This window comes from Micromonospora parva (genome assembly GCF_040649675.1).
Classification (GTDB): domain Bacteria; phylum Actinomycetota; class Actinomycetes; order Mycobacteriales; family Micromonosporaceae; genus Micromonospora; species Micromonospora parva.
The window spans coordinates 266,674-282,418 of sequence record NZ_JBEZFX010000005.1 but is presented as its reverse complement, the minus strand read 5'-3'; the positions used below and the strand labels follow the sequence as shown (position 1 = coordinate 282,418).

The window sequence follows — 15,745 nt, the reverse complement described above, 5'->3', positions numbered from 1 at the left end:
GTACCCGCCGGCCGGTTGGCCGTAGCCACCCTGGTCGTACCCGCCAGCCTCCGGGCCGCCGTACCCCGCGGTCGGCTCAGCGGCGCGACCACCGTACGGGGCGGGATCGGGCTGGCCGTACGCCTGCCCCTGATCTGGCTGGTAGACGCCGGTGGCGTACGGGTCGGCCGGGGCCGGGTACTGGGTGCTGTCGCCGGTGTACCGGCCGGTCGGCTCGTCGAACCGCTCGCCGTAGGCCGCTCCGCCAGCGGGAGCCGGCGGGTAGGCGGCGGTGCCGCCCGGGGCGTCGTAGTCACGACTGCCGTAGCCGCCACCGGAGGCCGGGGCATTGCCGTAGCCGCCGCCAGAGGCGGGCGCGCCGCCGTAGCCGGCACCGGAACCGGGCGCGGCACCGTAACCGTCACCGGCCGCACCGGCGCCGTAGCCGCCCTCCGGGCCGGGAGCGCCGTAGCCGCCACCCGAAGCGGGCGCGTTGCCGTAGCCGCCGGCACCGTAACCACCGGGCGCTGGCTCGTCGCCGTAGCCGGCACCGCCCCAGCCCTGCTGGCCCGCGCTGCCGTACGCCTGCGCGGGCGCGCCGTACGGGTCCGGCGGAACGTCGTCGACCACCGGGCGGTGCATCATCGTCGGGGCCTCGCTCAGCGCCGCGCCACCGACCATCGTCGGGTCCGGCCCACCGCCGGGACGACCGCCGACCACCCGGGTCTGGTCGTCGGCACCGCGGAATCCGCCCCGCGAGGGCGGCACCACACCGCCGCCACCGGCGGCGTCCGGAGCGTCGTCGTCGCCGTTCTCGCGGCGCTTCATCCAGAGCAGCACGATCGTGCCGACACCGGCGGCGACCAGGAGACCACCGAGCAGGATGATGAGGTACGAGCCGATGCCGCCGCTGTCCTCGGTGTTCGCGGCGTTCGCCGGAGCACCCTGGCTGGCCTCCTCGGTGGGTTCCTCCTCCTCGGTGCCCTCCTCGACCGGCTCATCGCTCGGAGTGGCCTCGGGGGTGGCGGACGGGGTAGCGCTGGGCGTCACCTCGACCCTGATCGCGAGGCTGATCCGTTGCCCGGTGACGGCCTGTCCGGCGGCGGCGTTGATGGTCTTGGTGGCCACCACGTTGTCGAAGCTGGCGCCGAGATCGATCCGGCCGGGTGCGATCGGCTTGTCGGTGGTGCCGGTGAAGCGGAAGTCGCCGCTGCCGTTGCTGGTGGTGTCGAGCTGCCGGCCGGTGCTGTCACGCAGCATGACCACCGCGTTCGCGACCGCCTTGCTGTCCGCCTGCGAGATCACCTTGCCGGAGATCGACCGCACGGTCTGGTTCTGCGGCGGCGGCGCCGCCTTGGCGACCAGCGTGACGGTGGTCGACGCCTCTTCGCTCTGCTTCACGACCCCGGTGGAGTCCGTGGCCTTGACGGTGATCGTGGCGCTGCCGTTGGCGACGTCATCGGCGGCCTTGAAGGTGGCGTCGAAGGTGCCACTCGATGTCACCCGGCCGCGAGAACATCCGTCAACACAGGTCAGCTTCGAGTTGCTCGAGCTGAAACTGATGTCGGCAGGCCCCGCGTCACCCTCGAAGGAAAGCCGGTAGCTGATCTTCGTGGTCTTGCCGGCCTCGACACTGCTCGGCGAAGCCGAAACATCTGTAACGTTGGGCGCGGCCATGGCCGGTGTGGCGGGGACGGCGAGCAGAGCGCCGGCAACCAGCGCTACGACCACACCGGCCCGCTGCTTCCAGGCACGTCGGTGTGTTGACACGTCCACCGCCTTCCGGGCTGACTTCCCTCTGACCGGCGGGGCGCCGGGCCGGGGATCATCACGGTACGAATACGCCGTCGGCAACTATGCCTTGTCCGACTGCATGAGCGCGACCCAGGGCCAGCGTCGCGTCTCTGGCCCGCGGGTCGTATCGTCCCGTCGTGTCCTCTCCGCACAGTAAGTCCGCTGCCGTTACGGCCGCGTTGTCGGCGCTCGACGAGGGGCGTACACCCGAACGGCCGGTGTTCCGCGAGGCGGTCCGGTCGTTGTTGGCCGTCCTCGCGGAGCGCGCCCCCGGCCGATCGGTGGAGGTGCGCGTACCACCATACGGGGCGATCCAGTGCGTACCGGGGCCTCGACACACCAGAGGAAACCCACCAAACGTGGTCGAGATGGCCCCGAATACCTGGTTGGAGCTGGCGACCGGCAGGGTTGGCTGGGCGGAGGCGGTCACCGACGGTCGCGTGCAGATGAGCGGCAACCGCGCGGACCTGTCGGCGTATCTGCCCCTCTAGTCGTCCGGATGTCCCACTCAGCGTGACGCTCAGCAGGGAAATCGTGACTATCTGTACTGACGGCGATTCGCGTACACTGTCAGGCGACGACAGTGGTCCCGGCAGAGGAGTGTGGATCCGCCCGTGATCCCCGCCCGGCCCGGTCCAGACCCAGCATGAGGGAGCGGTAGGTGCCCCGAGGCGACGGCCGGCTGAGCCACGACCTTGATCCCCAACGACCTGGCCCCCAGGATGCCTGCGGCGTCTTCGGCGTCTGGGCCCCCGGCGAAGAGGTCGCCAATCTGACCTATTTCGGCCTCTACGCCCTGCAGCACCGCGGCCAGGAGGCGGCGGGCATCGCGGTGAGCGACGGTTCCGGCGTGGTGGTCTACAAGGACCTCGGCCTGGTGGCGCAGGTCTTCGACGAGCCCACCCTGGCGAGCCTGCGCGGTCACCTGGCGATCGGGCACGCGCGATACTCCACCACCGGCGCGTCGAACTGGGAGAACGCCCAGCCGACGATCCGGTCGACCACCTCCGGGACGACCATCGCCCTGGCCCACAACGGCAACCTGGTCAACACCGCCGAGCTGGAGAAGGAGGTCGCCGAGCGCGGCCTCGTCGCGGACGGTTCGACGAACGACACCTCCCTCGTGACGATGCTGCTCGCCAGCCGACCGGATCTGTCGGTCGAGGCGGCGGCCATGGAGGTGCTGCCGCAGCTGCGCGGCGCGTTCAGCTTCGTCTTCATGGACGAGTCGACCCTCTACGCGGCCCGCGACGCCCACGGTGTCCGCCCGCTGGTGCTCGGCCGCCTGGAGCGCGGCTGGGTGGTCGCCAGCGAGACGGCCGCGCTGGACATCGTCGGTGCCAGCGTGGTGCGCGAGGTCGAGCCGGGCGAGCTGATCGCGATCGACGAGAACGGCCTGCGCTCGACGCGGTTCGCCGCGCCGGAGCCGAAGGGCTGCCTCTTCGAGTACGTCTACATCGCCCGCCCGGACGCCACGATCGCCGGGCGCAACATCCACGCGGCGCGGGTGCAGATCGGCCGGCAGCTCGCCAAGGAGCACCCGGTCGAGGCCGACCTGGTGATCCCGGTGCCCGAGTCGGGCACTCCCGCCGCGATCGGTTACGCGGAGGCGTCCGGCATCACCTACGGTGCTGGCCTGATGAAGAACCCGTACGTGGGTCGTACCTTCATCCAGCCGTCGCAGACCCTGCGTCAGCTCGGCATCCGGCTCAAGCTCAACCCCTTGCGGGAGAACGTCCGCGGCAAGCGCCTGGTGGTCGTGGACGACTCGATCGTGCGCGGCAACACCCAGCGCGCCATCGTGCGGATGCTGCGTGAGGCGGGGGCGCTGGAGGTGCACGTCCGGATCTCCTCCCCACCGGTGAGCTGGCCGTGCTTTTACGGCATCGACTTCGCCACCCGGGCGGAGCTGCTGGCCAACGGGTTGGACAACGACGGCATCCGGCGCTCCATCGGCGCCGACACGCTGGGCTTCGTTTCCCTTCCTGGCCTGATCGCCGCGACCGAGCAGCCGAAGACCCGGTTGTGTCGGGCGTGTTTCGATGGGGAGTACCCGATCGAGCTGCCGGCCGGCAACCTGATCGGAAAGCACGTGCTCGAAGGGGTGGGCCGACGCGTCGCCAACTCGACGCCGGAGCCCCTGCCCACCAACGGCTCGTCCGTCGCCACTCCGGGTGGCGTTACCGCAAACCGCCCGTAGCACCAACCGGCGCGGCCCGGCTACCGCCGGCGGCACCGAGAACCAAAGGGGAGAACCGTGACGCACGTGTCCGAGCGCAGCGGCGCAGGAAGCAGCCCGACCGGCGCCGGCGGCGACCGCCAGCCGTGGACGGGCGGCGCAGGCCGCCAAGCGCGCAAACGCTCGGTCTCGTACGCCGACGCCGGCGTCTCCATCGACGCGGGTGACCGCGCGGTGGAGCTGCTCAAGTCGAAGGTCCGGCAGACCCGTCGCCCCGAGGTGCTCGGTGACCTCGGTGGCTTCGCCGGCCTGTTCCGGCTGGACACGAAGAAGTACAAGAGCCCGATCCTGGCGTCCTCCACCGACGGGGTGGGCACCAAGCTGGTGATCGCCCAGCAGATGGACATTCACGACACGGTCGGCATCGACCTGGTCGCGATGGTCGTCGACGACCTGGTGGCCTGCGGCGCCGAGCCGCTGTTCCTGCTCGACTACATCGCCACCGGCGAGGTCGTTCCGGACAAGGTCGCCGAGATCGGCGCGGGCATCGCGGACGGCTGCCGTTACGCCGGCTGCGCGCTGCTGGGCGGGGAGACCGCCGAGCACCCCGGCGTCCTGCGCCCGGACGAGTACGACATCTCCGCGACCGGTGTGGGTGTGGTCGAGGAAGCCGACATCCTCAGCCCCGAGCGGGTCGAGGTGGGCGACGTGGTGATCGCCATGCGCTCCTCCGGCCTGCACTCCAACGGATACTCGCTGGTCCGGCACGTGCTGCTCGGCGCGGCGCGGATGCGTCTGGACATCGTGATCGACGACTTCGGTCGGCAGCGGACCCTCGGTGAGGAGCTGCTCACCCCGACCAAGATCTACGCCAAGGACTGCCTCAAGCTGATCGCCGAGGCCGAGGTGCGGGCGCTGTCCCACATCACCGGTGGCGGCATCCCCGGCAACCTGGTCCGGGTGCTGCCCGAGAACGTCGACGCGGTGGTCAACCGGTCCACCTGGAAGCCGCAGCCGATCTTCGATCTGATCCAGACGAAGGGCCGGATCGACGACCAGGACATGGAGTCGACCTTCAACATGGGCGTCGGCATGTTCGCGATCGTGTCGGCCGAGGACGCCGACCGCGCGCTGGCCACTCTGACCGGCCGTGGCGTCGAGGCGTGGCAGGCCGGCGAGATCATCGAGGGCACCGGCAACGTGCAGATGGTGGGTCAGCACACCCGAGGATGATCACCCTCCGGTGATCGTACGGGCACCTGATCAGGGCTTCACCCGAGTGGCCAATGCCGCCTAGCCTGAAGGGCACCCTCAGGCTAGGCGGAGGAGGGCGATGGCTGCTCGGGGACAGTCGTTCAGCGGGATGCGCGGTCTGGCCGCCGTCCCGTCGTACGTCGTGATGCAGCCCACGACCCTCTGCAACCTCGACTGCGCGTACTGCTACCTGCCGTTTCGGGCGGCCGACCGCCGGATGCCGGTGGCGGTGGCCGAGGCGGTCGCGGCAGCGGTGAACCCGTGGGCGGCGACCGGTCGCTTCTCGGTGGTGTGGCATGGCGGCGAGCCACTGGCCGCCGGTCGGGAGCACCTGGCCGATCTGATCGCGCCGTTCGGGCCCGAGGTCGAGCACCATGTGCAGACCAACGCCACCCTCATCGACGACGACTGGTGTGACTTCTTCGTCCGGCACGAGATGCGGGTGAGCGTGAGCGTCGACGGGCCCCGGGCGCGCAACGGCGACCGGGTCAACCGGGGCGGTCAGCCGGCGTACGACCGGATCCTGCACGGCATCGCGGCGCTGCGCCGGCGCGGTCTGCCCTTCTCCGCGCTGGCGGTGGTGTCCCGCCCGGAGCCGGGGCTCGCCACCGAGCTGTACGACTACTTCCTCGAGTTGGGCTGCGACGTGCTGGGCATCAACATCGAGGAGACCGAGGGTGTCAACACCCGCGACAACCGCCACGACCCGTTGGCGGTGTCGGCGTTCTGGGCGGAGCTGGTCGGGGCGTGGCGCCGGGAGCCCCGGATCCACCTCCGCGAGATCGAGTGGTCGTTGCGCTACGCCGCGGCGGTGCTCGACAACTCGGTGGACGGGCTGCTGCCCCGGCAACTGGACCCGATCCCGACGATCGGTCACGACGGCTCGGTGATCGTGCTGTCGCCCGAGCTGGCCGGCTTCACCGATCCCCGTTACGGCGACTTCAGCAGCGGCAACGTGCTGGCGACCCCGTTGGCGCAGATCCTCGGCGACGCGGCGGCAACGCCGTGGGTGGGGGAGTTCCTGGCCGGGGTGGAGGCGTGTCGGACGTCCTGCCCGTACTTCGGTTTCTGCGGTGGTGGTCACGCCGCCAACCGCTACTTCGAGCTGGGGCGTTTCGACGGTACGGAGACCGAGCACTGCCGCAACAGCAAGATCCGCCTATTGGAGGGAGTGTTGGAGCATGCCCGAGATCACCAGGCACCGGCGGCCTGAGCACGAAGCGGACGACGGAGTGACCAAACGGGTGCGGGACGCGGGTCCCGCGCTGGTCGCGCTGCTCCAGGAGGCAGAGGACGCACGGCGGCTGCGCGCGGAGGTGTCGGGCGGAGACGGCTCCAGCGCGGTCTGCGCATGGAACCACTTCGAGAACATCCCGACGTTCTACAACTGGAACAACCGCCCGCGCTGAGGGGAGCCGTTGTCAGGGGCCTGTCGAGCGGCCGGATGGCTCCGGTCGGGCCAGGCCCCTGATCGTCGGCGACTGCACCTGCACAGGACGTGCGTGAGCACGCGGGGGTTACCGCGTGCTCAGCTGCGTCGAGAGGTCAGCGGGTCGGACGGACCCAGGGATCCGGATCGTCGTCCGCGTGATCCTCATCATCGTCGTCGACGAACTCTTTAGAGTCGTCGTCGAAGTGGTGCTCAGACTTACCAGCACCCGCCAGTTCGCGCTGCAAGGCGGTGAGGTCGGTGTTCGGGGAGTGGTACTTCAACTCCCGCGCCACCTTAGTCTGCTTGGCCTTAGCACGGCCGCGCCCCATGGCTCGACCCCCTCGCACAGAATGCGGGGCAGCCCGAAGGCGGGCCCCGATGACGTCAGGCATCTCTCGTGGCTCTTACGGTACATGGGGATGCCAACGTTCGGCACCTCGGGTTACCGTCAGCCGGCTCTGCGCGTCGCGTCGATCCGGCCGTCACCCAGTGTACCGGGTAAGGAGCGGAACGGTTAGCGCCCGTGACACCGGACAAACCGCATCAAAATTGACCCAGGCTCAGCTTACCCAGCCATGCCGGCAGCCGGGGCCCGGAGGCGGATCTCGTCGATCCGCCTCCGGGAAGGCTCAGCGCAGGTGGATGGCGCGCAGCCGGCCGACGTCCGCCATCCGCCGCTCGGCCAGCCGGTCGGCGGCCACCGCCGGCGGCACGCCCTCCGCGTCAGCCAGGTGCAGGATCTCGCGGGTGGTGTCGTAGATCCGGGTCGCCCGCAGCTTCGCCCGCTCGAAGTTGAAGCCCTCGATCTCGTCGGCCACCTGGATGACGCCGCCCGCGTTGACCACGTAGTCCGGGGTGTAGAGGATGCCCCGGTCGGCCAGCAGCTTCTCGATGCCCGGGTGAGCGAGTTGGTTGTTCGCCGCCCCCGTCACCACCTTGGCGCGCAACGCCGGCACGGTGTCGTCGTTCAGGGCGCCGCCCAGCGCGCACGGTGCGTACACGTCGAGATCCGCGGCGACCAGCGCGCTGGAGTCGTCGACGAGGGTGACCTGCGGGTGGTTGGTGCGCACCCACGTCAGCGCCTTCGGGTTGACGTCGGTGGCGACCACCTCGGCGCCGTCCTCCAGCAGGTGCCCGGTGAGGTACTTGCCGACCTTGCCCAGGCCGGCCACGCCGACCCGCCGGCCGCGCAGGCTCGGGGTGCCCCACACGTGCTCGGCCGCGGCGCGCATCCCCTGGAAGACACCCCAGGCGGTGAGGATCGACGAGTCACCGGCCCCGCCGTGCTCCACGCTGCGCCCGGTCACGTACCGGGTCTCGCGGGCCACGACGTCCATGTCCGCCACGTAGGTGCCGACGTCGCAGGCGGTGTAGTAGCGGCCACCCAGCGACTCCACGAAGCGGCCGTACGCACGCAGCAGCGCCTCGCTCTTGATCTGCTCCGGGTCGCCCCAGATGACCGCCTTGCCGCCGCCCAGGTCCAGCCCGGCGAGCGCGTTCTTGTACGCCATCCCCCGGGACAGGTCCAGCACGTCGGCGAGGGCCTCGTCCTCGCTCGCGTACGGGTAGAAGCGGGTGCCGCCGAGCGCCGGGCCCAGCGCGGTGGAGTAGATCCCGATGATCGCCTTCAGGCCGCTCTGCTTGTCCTGGCAGAACACGACCTGTTCGTGACCTGTCGATCCCGGGTCGTCGGTGCTGGCGAATACGCCCATGGTTGGCTCCTACTGTGGTGTGCGTCCTTGTGGGGCGCGGACCTGGTGGACCCCGGCGGGGATGCTGCCGGTGTGATCGAGCCTAGTATCGGCCGCCGTGCGGGCGCTCGACACGCCTGCGCCGTCCCACGGTGCGGCGCGCGTGCTCCGGCCGCTGACCGCGTACGGGCGTGGTTCGTGGGAGGATCGCGCGGTGCCGTCGCTCTTCGCTTCTTACCTGCGCGTGTACGAACCGTTGGCCGCCTTCGATCGAGACCGGCAGAGCTACTGGCGCCGGTACGTCTCGGAGGGGCGCGCGATCGGCCCGGTCGAAGGGCCCGGTCGGCAGCGGACGGCGGTGATCGAGGCGCTGGGCGCCGGCTGGACCCGGCTGCCCGACCTGCCGGAGGAGGCGTACGTCCTGGAGACGGACGACAGCCTGCTGGTCTGCCCGTGGAACTTGCGCATCCGGGTCGCTGAGGCCGCGCTCAGCGCCCGGGACGGGGTGCCCTCGGTGCTCGCCGACGCCTTCGTGCCGCCGGTGCTCGCGGGGCAGGCCAGGGCGGTGGTGGATGACTGGCGCAGTGGCGCCCGGGTGCTGGAGCACGGGGTGCCCCGGGTGCACGAGCAGATCGCCACCTGGGGCGTACCGCTGCGGTGGTTCGTGCTCTTCGACCCGACGGAGCGGGACCTGGTCACCCAGCCGGGCCGGCGGGCGCTGCGCTACCGCACCGAGATCTCCAAGGCCCGACGCCGTTCGTCCCGGGCGTTGTCGGTGCTGCGCAAGTCGGTGGGCGAGGCGCCGATCACCGAGGCGGTGGAGGAGGCGGCCCGCTGGCTGGAGGAGTTCCACCCACGGTCCATGGTCGAGTTGGACTACGGGGGTCTGGTCGACCTGCTCTCCGACGAGACCCTGGCCGCTGACGACTCGCCCGAGCTGGTCGCCGGCGGCCTCGCCGGGCTGTCGCGCGGCGAGGCCGAGGAGGCGTCCGCCGCGTACGACAAGTTGGTGGCACGGTGGCGCGCGGTGCAGCTGCTGGAGCGGTGCAACTAGGGCATATCACCCTAGGAGCGCTCCCAAGGTGAGTTGCGCTCGTAGTTGACGCATCACGAACCGTGATCATGAGTCCCAATAAGGTACTTTCTGCCGTGTAAAAGTCGTAAAAATCGGGCATGGTTCATCCGTCCGTCTAGGGACCTTCATCCGTTCGGCCCATGTCGGACATCGGGGACTAGCCGGACCATGGGAGACGCGTCGGCCGGCGGGACCCCGGCCGATGTCTATACATGTGGAGGAGTGACCGATGGCATCGCGAACGCACGAACCAGAGCCGCTACTCACGCCGGCCGAGGTGGCGTCGATGTTCCGGGTCGACCCGAAGACGGTGACCCGTTGGGCCAAGGCTGGCAAGCTCAGTGCCATCCGCACCCTGGGTGGCCACCGTCGGTACCGCGAGTCGGAGGTCAGGGCGCTGCTGCAGGGCCAGATCCCGCAGCAGCGGCAGGGCGACTGAGCCGGCAACAGTTTTTGGTCAGGGGCGGTGGATCTCGATCCGCCGCCCCTTTCCATGCCCGCCGAGCACGACGCCGGCAGCGGATCAGCGCCGCGGCTCGGCCAACGTCACCCGGATGCCGACCGTGCCGCCCTCGCCGCGGCGCAACCGGCTGCCCAACAGGCTCAGCCGACCGATCAGGCGGTACTTGTGCTTGAGCAGGTCGCGGACCCGACCGGTGTCACCACCTCCGTAGATCGTCGCGTGAGCTGACACCTCCGCCCCGTGTGGCCGACCGCGCACGTCGCACGGCGCCACCGTCACGTCGCCATTGCGGCGGATCCGCTTCACCTTCCCCGAGTCGGCCCGGGTCCAGACCGCCAACGCGTCACCGTCGCGTACCGCCCAGACCGGGGTCGGCACCGCCCGACCGTCCTTACGGAAGGTCGTGAGCAGGATGTACTTCTCGGCCGACAGCCGGTCCAGCATGGTCACGCCGCCAGGATACGACCGGCGCGGGCCGCTGAGTGGCCAGATAGCGTGAACGTCGTGACGGTTGAGCCTCTAATCGGTGACGTGATCGGCGAACTGCTGCAGGACACGCTCGCCGTGGCCACCGGAGTGGGCCCCCGACCCCTGGTCGGTGGCCGGCTACCGCGACCGGTCATCGAGATCATCGAACGGGACGACGGGCTGATCAACGGCGCTCCGGCCGCGCACTACCTGGACGGGCCGGCGCAGTGGCAGCCGTACGACCACCGCGCGGTGGACCGGTCGCACGGCGAGACGCTGGACATCGGCACCGGAGCCGGCCGCATCGCGCTGCACCTCCAGGAACGCGGCGTACCGGTCACCGGGCTGGACACCTCCGCCGGCGCGCTGGAGGTGTGCCGGCGGCGCGGGGTCCGGCGGCTGGTGCACGGCACCGTCGAGACGCACGTCGCCGACGGCGCCCGGTACGACACGTTCCTGCTGCTCGGCAACAACCTCGGACTGTTCGAGGGGCGGGAGCGCGCCCCCGGGTTCCTGGCCGCGCTCGCCGCGCTGGCCCGACCCGGGGCGCAGATCATCGCGCAGGGCACCGACCCGTACGGCACCCGCGACCCGGTGCACACCGGCTACCACGAGCGCAACCGTCGGCGCGGTCGGCTCGGTGGCCAACTGCGGCTGCGGCTGCGCTACCGCGAGTTGAGCACCGAATGGTTCGACTACCTGGTCTGCTCGGCGGACGAGTTCGCCGCCCTGGTGCACGGCACCGGCTGGCGGTTGACCGATGTGGACGACCGCGACGCCCCCTACTACCTGGCCACCCTGCGCCTCGTCGGCTGAGCGACGGCCCCCGCGTTCCGCGGCGCGGAGGCGGGGGCCGTCGTACGTCTCAGACCTGGACGGTCGGGGGGAGCTGCTCGGGCGGCAGACCGCCGTCGCCGTCGACCACCTCGTCCGGCTGGCCGTCCTCGTCGATGTCGACCATGGTGATGTCGACCTTGCCGTCGCCGTCGGTGTCGAACTGGAACAGGTCGGCCTTACCGTCGCCGTCGGTGTCCACCACCCACACGTCGGTCTGACCGTCGTTGTTGGTGTCGGCGCGCAACAGTTCGACCCGCTCGTCGCCTCGGGTCTCCACGATCTCGCCGTCGGTGACGCTCTCCGGTGCCTGGCTCATCTCGATGCGGTCCTTCCCTCGGTTGACGGGCCGTCAGTACCCGATCCGGCGCTCCCCCACGCATGGGCCGGGTCGTCGCGCTGTCTACTGTCGCAGCATGAGCGAGCGGAGCGGGCGGGACACCCGGGCCGGCGTGGCGGCGACCCCGCGCGTCGGCGGGCGGGGCAGGGAGGCGTGATGAGCGATCGTTTCGTGGTCGTCGGGGCCGGCACCATGGGGCTCGGAATCGCGTACGTGGCGGCCGGCGCCGGACACGCCGTCGAGGTGGTCGAGGTGGACCCCGAGCGGGGCGCGGCCGCGCAGAACCGGCTCGCCGAGCTGTGGGAGCGGGCGGTGCAGCGCGGGAAGCTGAGCGCCGACGAGGCCGCCGCGAACCGACAGCGGGTGACGCTGCGCCCCACCCTCGCCGAGGTGGCACCCGCCCCCCAGGTGATCGTGGAAGCGGTGCCGGAGCGCCTCGATCTGAAGCGGGCGGTGCTGCGGGATGCCGCCGCGCTGCGCCCGGAGCTGCTGGGGAGCAACACCTCCAGCATCGCCATCGGCGCGCTGGCCGCCGGGCTGGACGCGCCCGAGCGCTTCCTCGGCCTGCACTTCTTCAACCCGGTCTGGGCGATGACGCTGCTGGAGATCGTGGTCGGCCCGGCCACCGCCGAGGAGACCACCGCCGCGGCCGTCGCGCTCGCCGGCCGGCTGGGCAAGGACCCCGTCGTCGTACGCGACCTGCCCGGCTTCGCCACCTCCCGGCTCGGGGTCACCCTCGGCCTGGAGGCGATCCGGATGGTCGCCGACGAGGTGGCCAGCCCGGCGGACATCGACAAGGCCATGGTGCTCGGCTACCGGCATCCGATCGGGCCGTTGGAGCTCACCGACCTGGTCGGCCTGGACGTGCGGCTGGACATCGCCCGCACCCTCCAGGCCGCGTACGGGGACCGGTTCGCGCCGCCGCCGCTGCTGGAGGAGATGGTGGCCGCCGGGCGGCTGGGTAAGAAGTCAGGGCACGGCTTCTACCGCTGGGAAGGCGGTGTCAAACAGTGAGCGGGCTGCGGATCGAGGAGCGGCCGGACCGGCTGGTGGTCACCCTGGACCGGCCGGAGAAGCGCAACGCCATCGACGCCGACCTGATCGCCGAGCTGCACCAGGTCTGCGCCGAGTTGGAAGCCCGTCCGCGTCTGCTGCTGCTCACCGGTGGCGCGGCGGGCATCTTCGCCGGTGGCGCCGACATCGGCCAGCTCCGCGAGAGGGGTCGCACCGACGCCCTCGCCGCGATCAACTCGGCCGCCTTCGCCCGCATCCGGGCGCTGCCGATGCCGACGGTGGCGGCCGTCGACGGCCCGGCGTTGGGCGGTGGCGCGGAGCTGGCGTACGCCTGCGATCTGCGGGTGTGCACGGGCCGGGCGGTCTTCGGGCAGCCGGAGGTGCGGTTGGGCATCCTGGCCGGCGCCGGCGCGACCCACCGGCTGCCCGCGTTGATCGGCGAGGGTCGGGCCAAGGAGCTGCTCTTCACCGGCCGGCGGGTGGACGCCGAGGAGGCGCTGCGGATCGGCCTGGTGAACCGGGTGGTGGACGAGCCCGACGAGCTGCTGCCGGTGGCGCACGCGGTGCTGGACGAGATCGCCCTGGGTTCACCGTTGGCCGTGCGGCTGACCAAGCTGGCGGTGGACGCGCCGGCCGCCGCGCACCCGCACCTCGACCTGGTCAGCCAGGCGGTGCTCTTCGAGGACGAGGAGAAGCACCGCCGGATGACCGAGTTCCTGCAGCGCCGCCGGCCGCGCTGACCCCGTACCCGAAAACGGCCGCACCGGCGGGAAGCCGGTGCGGCCGTCGTGGGCCTCGGATCCTGCTTACTGCCCGATCTGCACCCCGGCGTCGGCCAGGCCGCGGATCACCTGGGCGGACTCACCGAAACCGATGATCAGTACGGCGTCCGCACCGAACTCCTTGATCTCCTTCGCGCCGCCGCTGAAGTCGACCGGGGCCGCCTTCGCGTCGGCCGGCGGCTCGTACGTCAGCAGCTTGAGCCGGTCGTCGGGAATGCCCGCCTTGGCCAGCTCGTCGCGGACGGTGGCCTGCAGGCCCTCGCCGTAGGAGTCCTTGCGGGCGACGATGACGATCTTCTGGGACCCGTCGCGGAGGATCACGTCGGCCAGTGCCCGGCCCTGGAGGCTGTCCGGCGGGGCGGTGCGGAAGTAGAGGCCCTTGTCCTCCACATCGGTCAGGCCGCTGTCGGTGTTGGACGGGGAGAAGAGGATCTTCCCGGCCTGCACCACGTCCGGCAGCACCTCCCGGGAGATACCCGAACCACCCGCGCCGATGATCACGCTGACGCCGTCCGTCACGTGCTTGGCCACCGTCGCCTTGGCCACCGCCGGGCTGGTGCCGTCGTCGCCGTCCTTCCACGTCACCGGCTTGCCCAGGGCGCCACCCGCGGCGTTGATCTCCTTGATCGCCAGCGCGGCGCCGGCGGCCATCGGGGGATAGGCGATCGCGAGGTCACCGGTCTTCGGCAGCAGGCCGCCCAGGACCAGCGGCTCCTGGTCGGGGTCCCCACCGGCGCGCTGCTTCTTCGGCCTCGGCGGCGTCTTGGTGCTCGCCGCCGACTCGATGCCGGCGCCGACGAACTCGGTCTTGCCGTCGTTGATCTGCTGCCCGTCGAAGGTCAGCGTGGCGTAGCTCGCGGTGGCCGGCTCGCCCTTGTCGGTGAACCCCGCCCGGGTCAGCGAGACGCTGCGGTACTCGATGTCCTGCCCGTTACGGGCCAACGCGAGACAGCTGGCGGGGTCCTCGCAGCGCTGCCCGTCGTTGGTCACACCGACGATCTGCTTGGCGATGTCCGCCGGGTTGGTGCTGCCGGCCAACTGCGCGGCGAGCACGGCGATCACCACCGCGTCGTACGTCTCGGCGGAGTAGAGGTAGTCCGTCAGCGCCGGATTGACGGCCCGTAGCCGGCTCTTGAAGTCGTCGGGCAGCGGGGTGAGCGGCGTGGTGCCCTTCATCCCGTCGACGAGGCTCGCCCGTTCCTTCAACTCGGCAGGATAGGAGTTGAGCATGTTGCCGTCCGTGCCGTAGAGGCGCACCTGTTGGGCGCTTGCCTCCTCGGGCTTGTCATCCCCGCAAGCGCTCGTGGCGAGCAGGATCGTCGCGCAGGCAGCCAGTGTGGCTACCCGCGAGCGGCGTGTTACGAACATGGGTCGTCCTTCCTCCGGCGAAGGTCCGCTGCGCACATTAGCGTGCCGAGGCCGGCGGCGGGACCGTGGAGGCGGCGTAATGCGCAGGTCGCTCGCATTGAACACGGACAGTGACGGTTACTGGGGGACTTGACCACCCGTCCTACTGTGCGCTGAGTGACCGACCTACCACAGCAGACGTTCGATGACGCGGCCGCCGTGCTCCGTTCGGCGCTGACCGGCGATGGAGACGCGGTGGTGGGAGCGTTCGACGCGGTCGTCGACCGGGCCGGCCTGAGCGGCGCGTACGGGGTCGCCTGGTGCCTGGCGGCGACAATGCTCGGTGACGCGCCGGCGGCGAGCGGGGCGGCGCTCGACTTCCCGGGGATCGACCAGGCCGGGTACGACACCCGCTGGGTGGCCCGCTTCGTCAGTGCGTACGCGAATCAGGACGAACCCACCGGTGAGGCCCTGTTCGGCGCGGCGGCGGCGGATGGGCTGCTCCCGGACTGCCTGCTGACGCTTGCCGGCTCGACGATCGCCACCCTGCGCAGCCGCGCCGGCTGACGCGTCGGCCGGCCGCGGCGGGTGCGGCGTTGTCGGCGGGTCGCGGCGTCCGTCGGGGGGCGGACGCCGCGACCGCGTGGGTCGGTCAGAACGCGTGGTACGCGATCAGCGGCTCGTACTCGTAGCGCAGGTTCTCGAAACGGACCCGGAAGTTGACGCCGTCCTTGACGTTGGTCGCCACCGTGATCCAGCCCGAGTTGGCCGGCAGGTAGGTCCAGTAGTTACAGGCGCTCGTCTTGTCCACGAAGATCACGCATGCTTCGGTGGCGTACACGCTCGCGTTGCGGACGTTGATGTCGCGACAGCGCGTCGTGGTGCGGTACTGACCCGCCGAGCCGCCGTAGCGGCCCGTCTCGAAGTACGACCGGACCGCCCCGCCGTAACAGGTGGCGAGCGGGGCGAACGCGTTCGGCCCGGAGCTGACCGGTGTGGTCGGTGTTGTCGGCTCCGCCCGGGCGGGCGTGCCGGCGGCGATCAGTGCGGTGGCGGTGGCGACGGCGAGCAGGCGAGCGGTCGGGGATGGCAT

Annotated in this window: 18 protein-coding genes; 11 read left to right on the top strand and 7 right to left on the bottom strand. The window is 71.0% G+C overall.

The genetic code is table 11. The features are described from left to right. Positions 1–1,482 (bottom strand): carboxypeptidase-like regulatory domain-containing protein (locus AB0C03_RS15105; RefSeq protein WP_357637157.1); only part of this gene is annotated, 1,482 nt, incomplete at its 3' end. Between the two features lie 428 nt (positions 1,483–1,910). Here AB0C03_RS15105 and AB0C03_RS15100 point away from each other — a divergent pair. From AB0C03_RS15100 to amcA, 5 genes are all read left to right on the top strand, one after another. Then, positions 1,911–2,264, top strand: a complete 354-nt coding sequence (locus tag AB0C03_RS15100; protein WP_030332202.1) for a sterol carrier family protein — start codon at positions 1,911–1,913, stop codon at positions 2,262–2,264. A 170-nt stretch (positions 2,265–2,434) separates the two neighbouring features. Continuing rightward, positions 2,435–3,973 (top strand): amidophosphoribosyltransferase, encoded by a 1,539-nt coding sequence (purF, locus tag AB0C03_RS15095; protein WP_357637153.1) that lies wholly within the window; start codon positions 2,435–2,437, stop codon positions 3,971–3,973. 57 nt (positions 3,974–4,030) lie between these two features. Then, positions 4,031–5,185, top strand: a complete 1,155-nt coding sequence (purM, locus tag AB0C03_RS15090) for a phosphoribosylformylglycinamidine cyclo-ligase (RefSeq protein ID WP_030332204.1) — start codon at positions 4,031–4,033, stop codon at positions 5,183–5,185. Between the two features lie 130 nt (positions 5,186–5,315). Further along, the gene (amcB, locus tag AB0C03_RS15085) at positions 5,316–6,419 is read left to right on the top strand and encodes a cyclophane-forming radical SAM peptide maturase AmcB (RefSeq protein ID WP_357637418.1); all 1,104 of its coding nucleotides are present in this window, start codon (positions 5,316–5,318) and stop codon (positions 6,417–6,419) included. Beyond that, positions 6,388–6,615: a multiple cyclophane-containing RiPP AmcA gene (gene amcA / locus AB0C03_RS15080; protein WP_030332206.1), complete on the top strand. Its 228-nt coding sequence runs from the start codon at positions 6,388–6,390 to the stop codon at positions 6,613–6,615. Before amcB ends, amcA begins: the two co-directional genes overlap by 32 nt. Before the next feature lie 136 nt (positions 6,616–6,751). Here amcA and AB0C03_RS15075 read toward each other — a convergent pair whose 3' ends face one another. Both AB0C03_RS15075 and AB0C03_RS15070 read right to left on the bottom strand, forming a co-directional pair. Then, positions 6,752–6,967, bottom strand: a complete 216-nt coding sequence (locus tag AB0C03_RS15075; protein ID WP_030332207.1) for a DUF3073 domain-containing protein — start codon at positions 6,965–6,967, stop codon at positions 6,752–6,754. 300 nt (positions 6,968–7,267) lie between these two features. Continuing rightward, on the bottom strand, positions 7,268–8,350 hold the full coding sequence (locus tag AB0C03_RS15070) for a Leu/Phe/Val dehydrogenase (RefSeq protein ID WP_030332208.1): 1,083 nt from the start codon (positions 8,348–8,350) through the stop codon (positions 7,268–7,270). A 193-nt stretch (positions 8,351–8,543) separates the two neighbouring features. On the opposite strand from AB0C03_RS15070, the gene AB0C03_RS15065 reads away from it, so the two are divergent. Together AB0C03_RS15065 and AB0C03_RS15060 are read left to right on the top strand one after the other, a co-directional pair. Then, complete coding sequence (locus AB0C03_RS15065) at positions 8,544–9,383, top strand: DUF8083 family protein (protein ID WP_030332210.1); 840 nt, start codon at positions 8,544–8,546, stop codon at positions 9,381–9,383. Between the two features lie 250 nt (positions 9,384–9,633). After that, positions 9,634–9,843, top strand: coding sequence for a BldC family transcriptional regulator (locus AB0C03_RS15060; protein ID WP_007073996.1), 210 nt, complete (start codon positions 9,634–9,636; stop codon positions 9,841–9,843). An 84-nt stretch (positions 9,844–9,927) separates the two neighbouring features. On the opposite strand, the gene AB0C03_RS15055 is transcribed toward AB0C03_RS15060, so the two are convergent. Then, complete coding sequence (locus tag AB0C03_RS15055) at positions 9,928–10,317, bottom strand: PPOX class F420-dependent oxidoreductase (protein ID WP_030332212.1); 390 nt, start codon at positions 10,315–10,317, stop codon at positions 9,928–9,930. A gap of 54 nt (positions 10,318–10,371) precedes the next feature. On the opposite strand from AB0C03_RS15055, the gene AB0C03_RS15050 reads away from it, so the two are divergent. Then, positions 10,372–11,151 carry a class I SAM-dependent methyltransferase gene (locus AB0C03_RS15050; protein WP_210858203.1) on the top strand — a complete coding sequence of 260 codons (780 nt, stop codon included), beginning with the start codon at positions 10,372–10,374 and terminating at the stop codon, positions 11,149–11,151. Positions 11,152–11,200: 49 nt separating this feature from the next. Here AB0C03_RS15050 and AB0C03_RS15045 read toward each other — a convergent pair whose 3' ends face one another. Next, positions 11,201–11,488 carry a hypothetical protein gene (locus AB0C03_RS15045; RefSeq protein WP_210858202.1) on the bottom strand — a complete coding sequence of 96 codons (288 nt, stop codon included), beginning with the start codon at positions 11,486–11,488 and terminating at the stop codon, positions 11,201–11,203. 177 nt (positions 11,489–11,665) lie between these two features. On the opposite strand from AB0C03_RS15045, the gene AB0C03_RS15040 reads away from it, so the two are divergent. Together AB0C03_RS15040 and AB0C03_RS15035 are read left to right on the top strand one after the other, a co-directional pair. Beyond that, the gene (locus AB0C03_RS15040; RefSeq protein WP_210866973.1) at positions 11,666–12,523 is read left to right on the top strand and encodes a 3-hydroxyacyl-CoA dehydrogenase family protein; all 858 of its coding nucleotides are present in this window, start codon (positions 11,666–11,668) and stop codon (positions 12,521–12,523) included. Next, on the top strand, positions 12,520–13,263 hold the full coding sequence (locus AB0C03_RS15035; protein ID WP_357637146.1) for an enoyl-CoA hydratase/isomerase family protein: 744 nt from the start codon (positions 12,520–12,522) through the stop codon (positions 13,261–13,263). The genes AB0C03_RS15040 and AB0C03_RS15035 overlap by 4 nt, the downstream gene beginning before the upstream one ends. 66 nt (positions 13,264–13,329) lie before the next feature. On the opposite strand, the gene AB0C03_RS15030 is transcribed toward AB0C03_RS15035, so the two are convergent. After that, positions 13,330–14,673: an ABC transporter substrate-binding protein gene (locus tag AB0C03_RS15030; protein ID WP_030332221.1), complete on the bottom strand. Its 1,344-nt coding sequence runs from the start codon at positions 14,671–14,673 to the stop codon at positions 13,330–13,332. Positions 14,674–14,829: 156 nt separating this feature from the next. Between AB0C03_RS15030 and AB0C03_RS15025 the strand changes: the two genes are divergently transcribed. Beyond that, on the top strand, positions 14,830–15,219 hold the full coding sequence (locus tag AB0C03_RS15025; RefSeq protein WP_030332223.1) for a hypothetical protein: 390 nt from the start codon (positions 14,830–14,832) through the stop codon (positions 15,217–15,219). Positions 15,220–15,304: 85 nt separating this feature from the next. On the opposite strand, the gene AB0C03_RS15020 is transcribed toward AB0C03_RS15025, so the two are convergent. Continuing rightward, positions 15,305–15,745 (bottom strand): hypothetical protein, encoded by a 441-nt coding sequence (locus AB0C03_RS15020; protein ID WP_051708467.1) that lies wholly within the window; start codon positions 15,743–15,745, stop codon positions 15,305–15,307.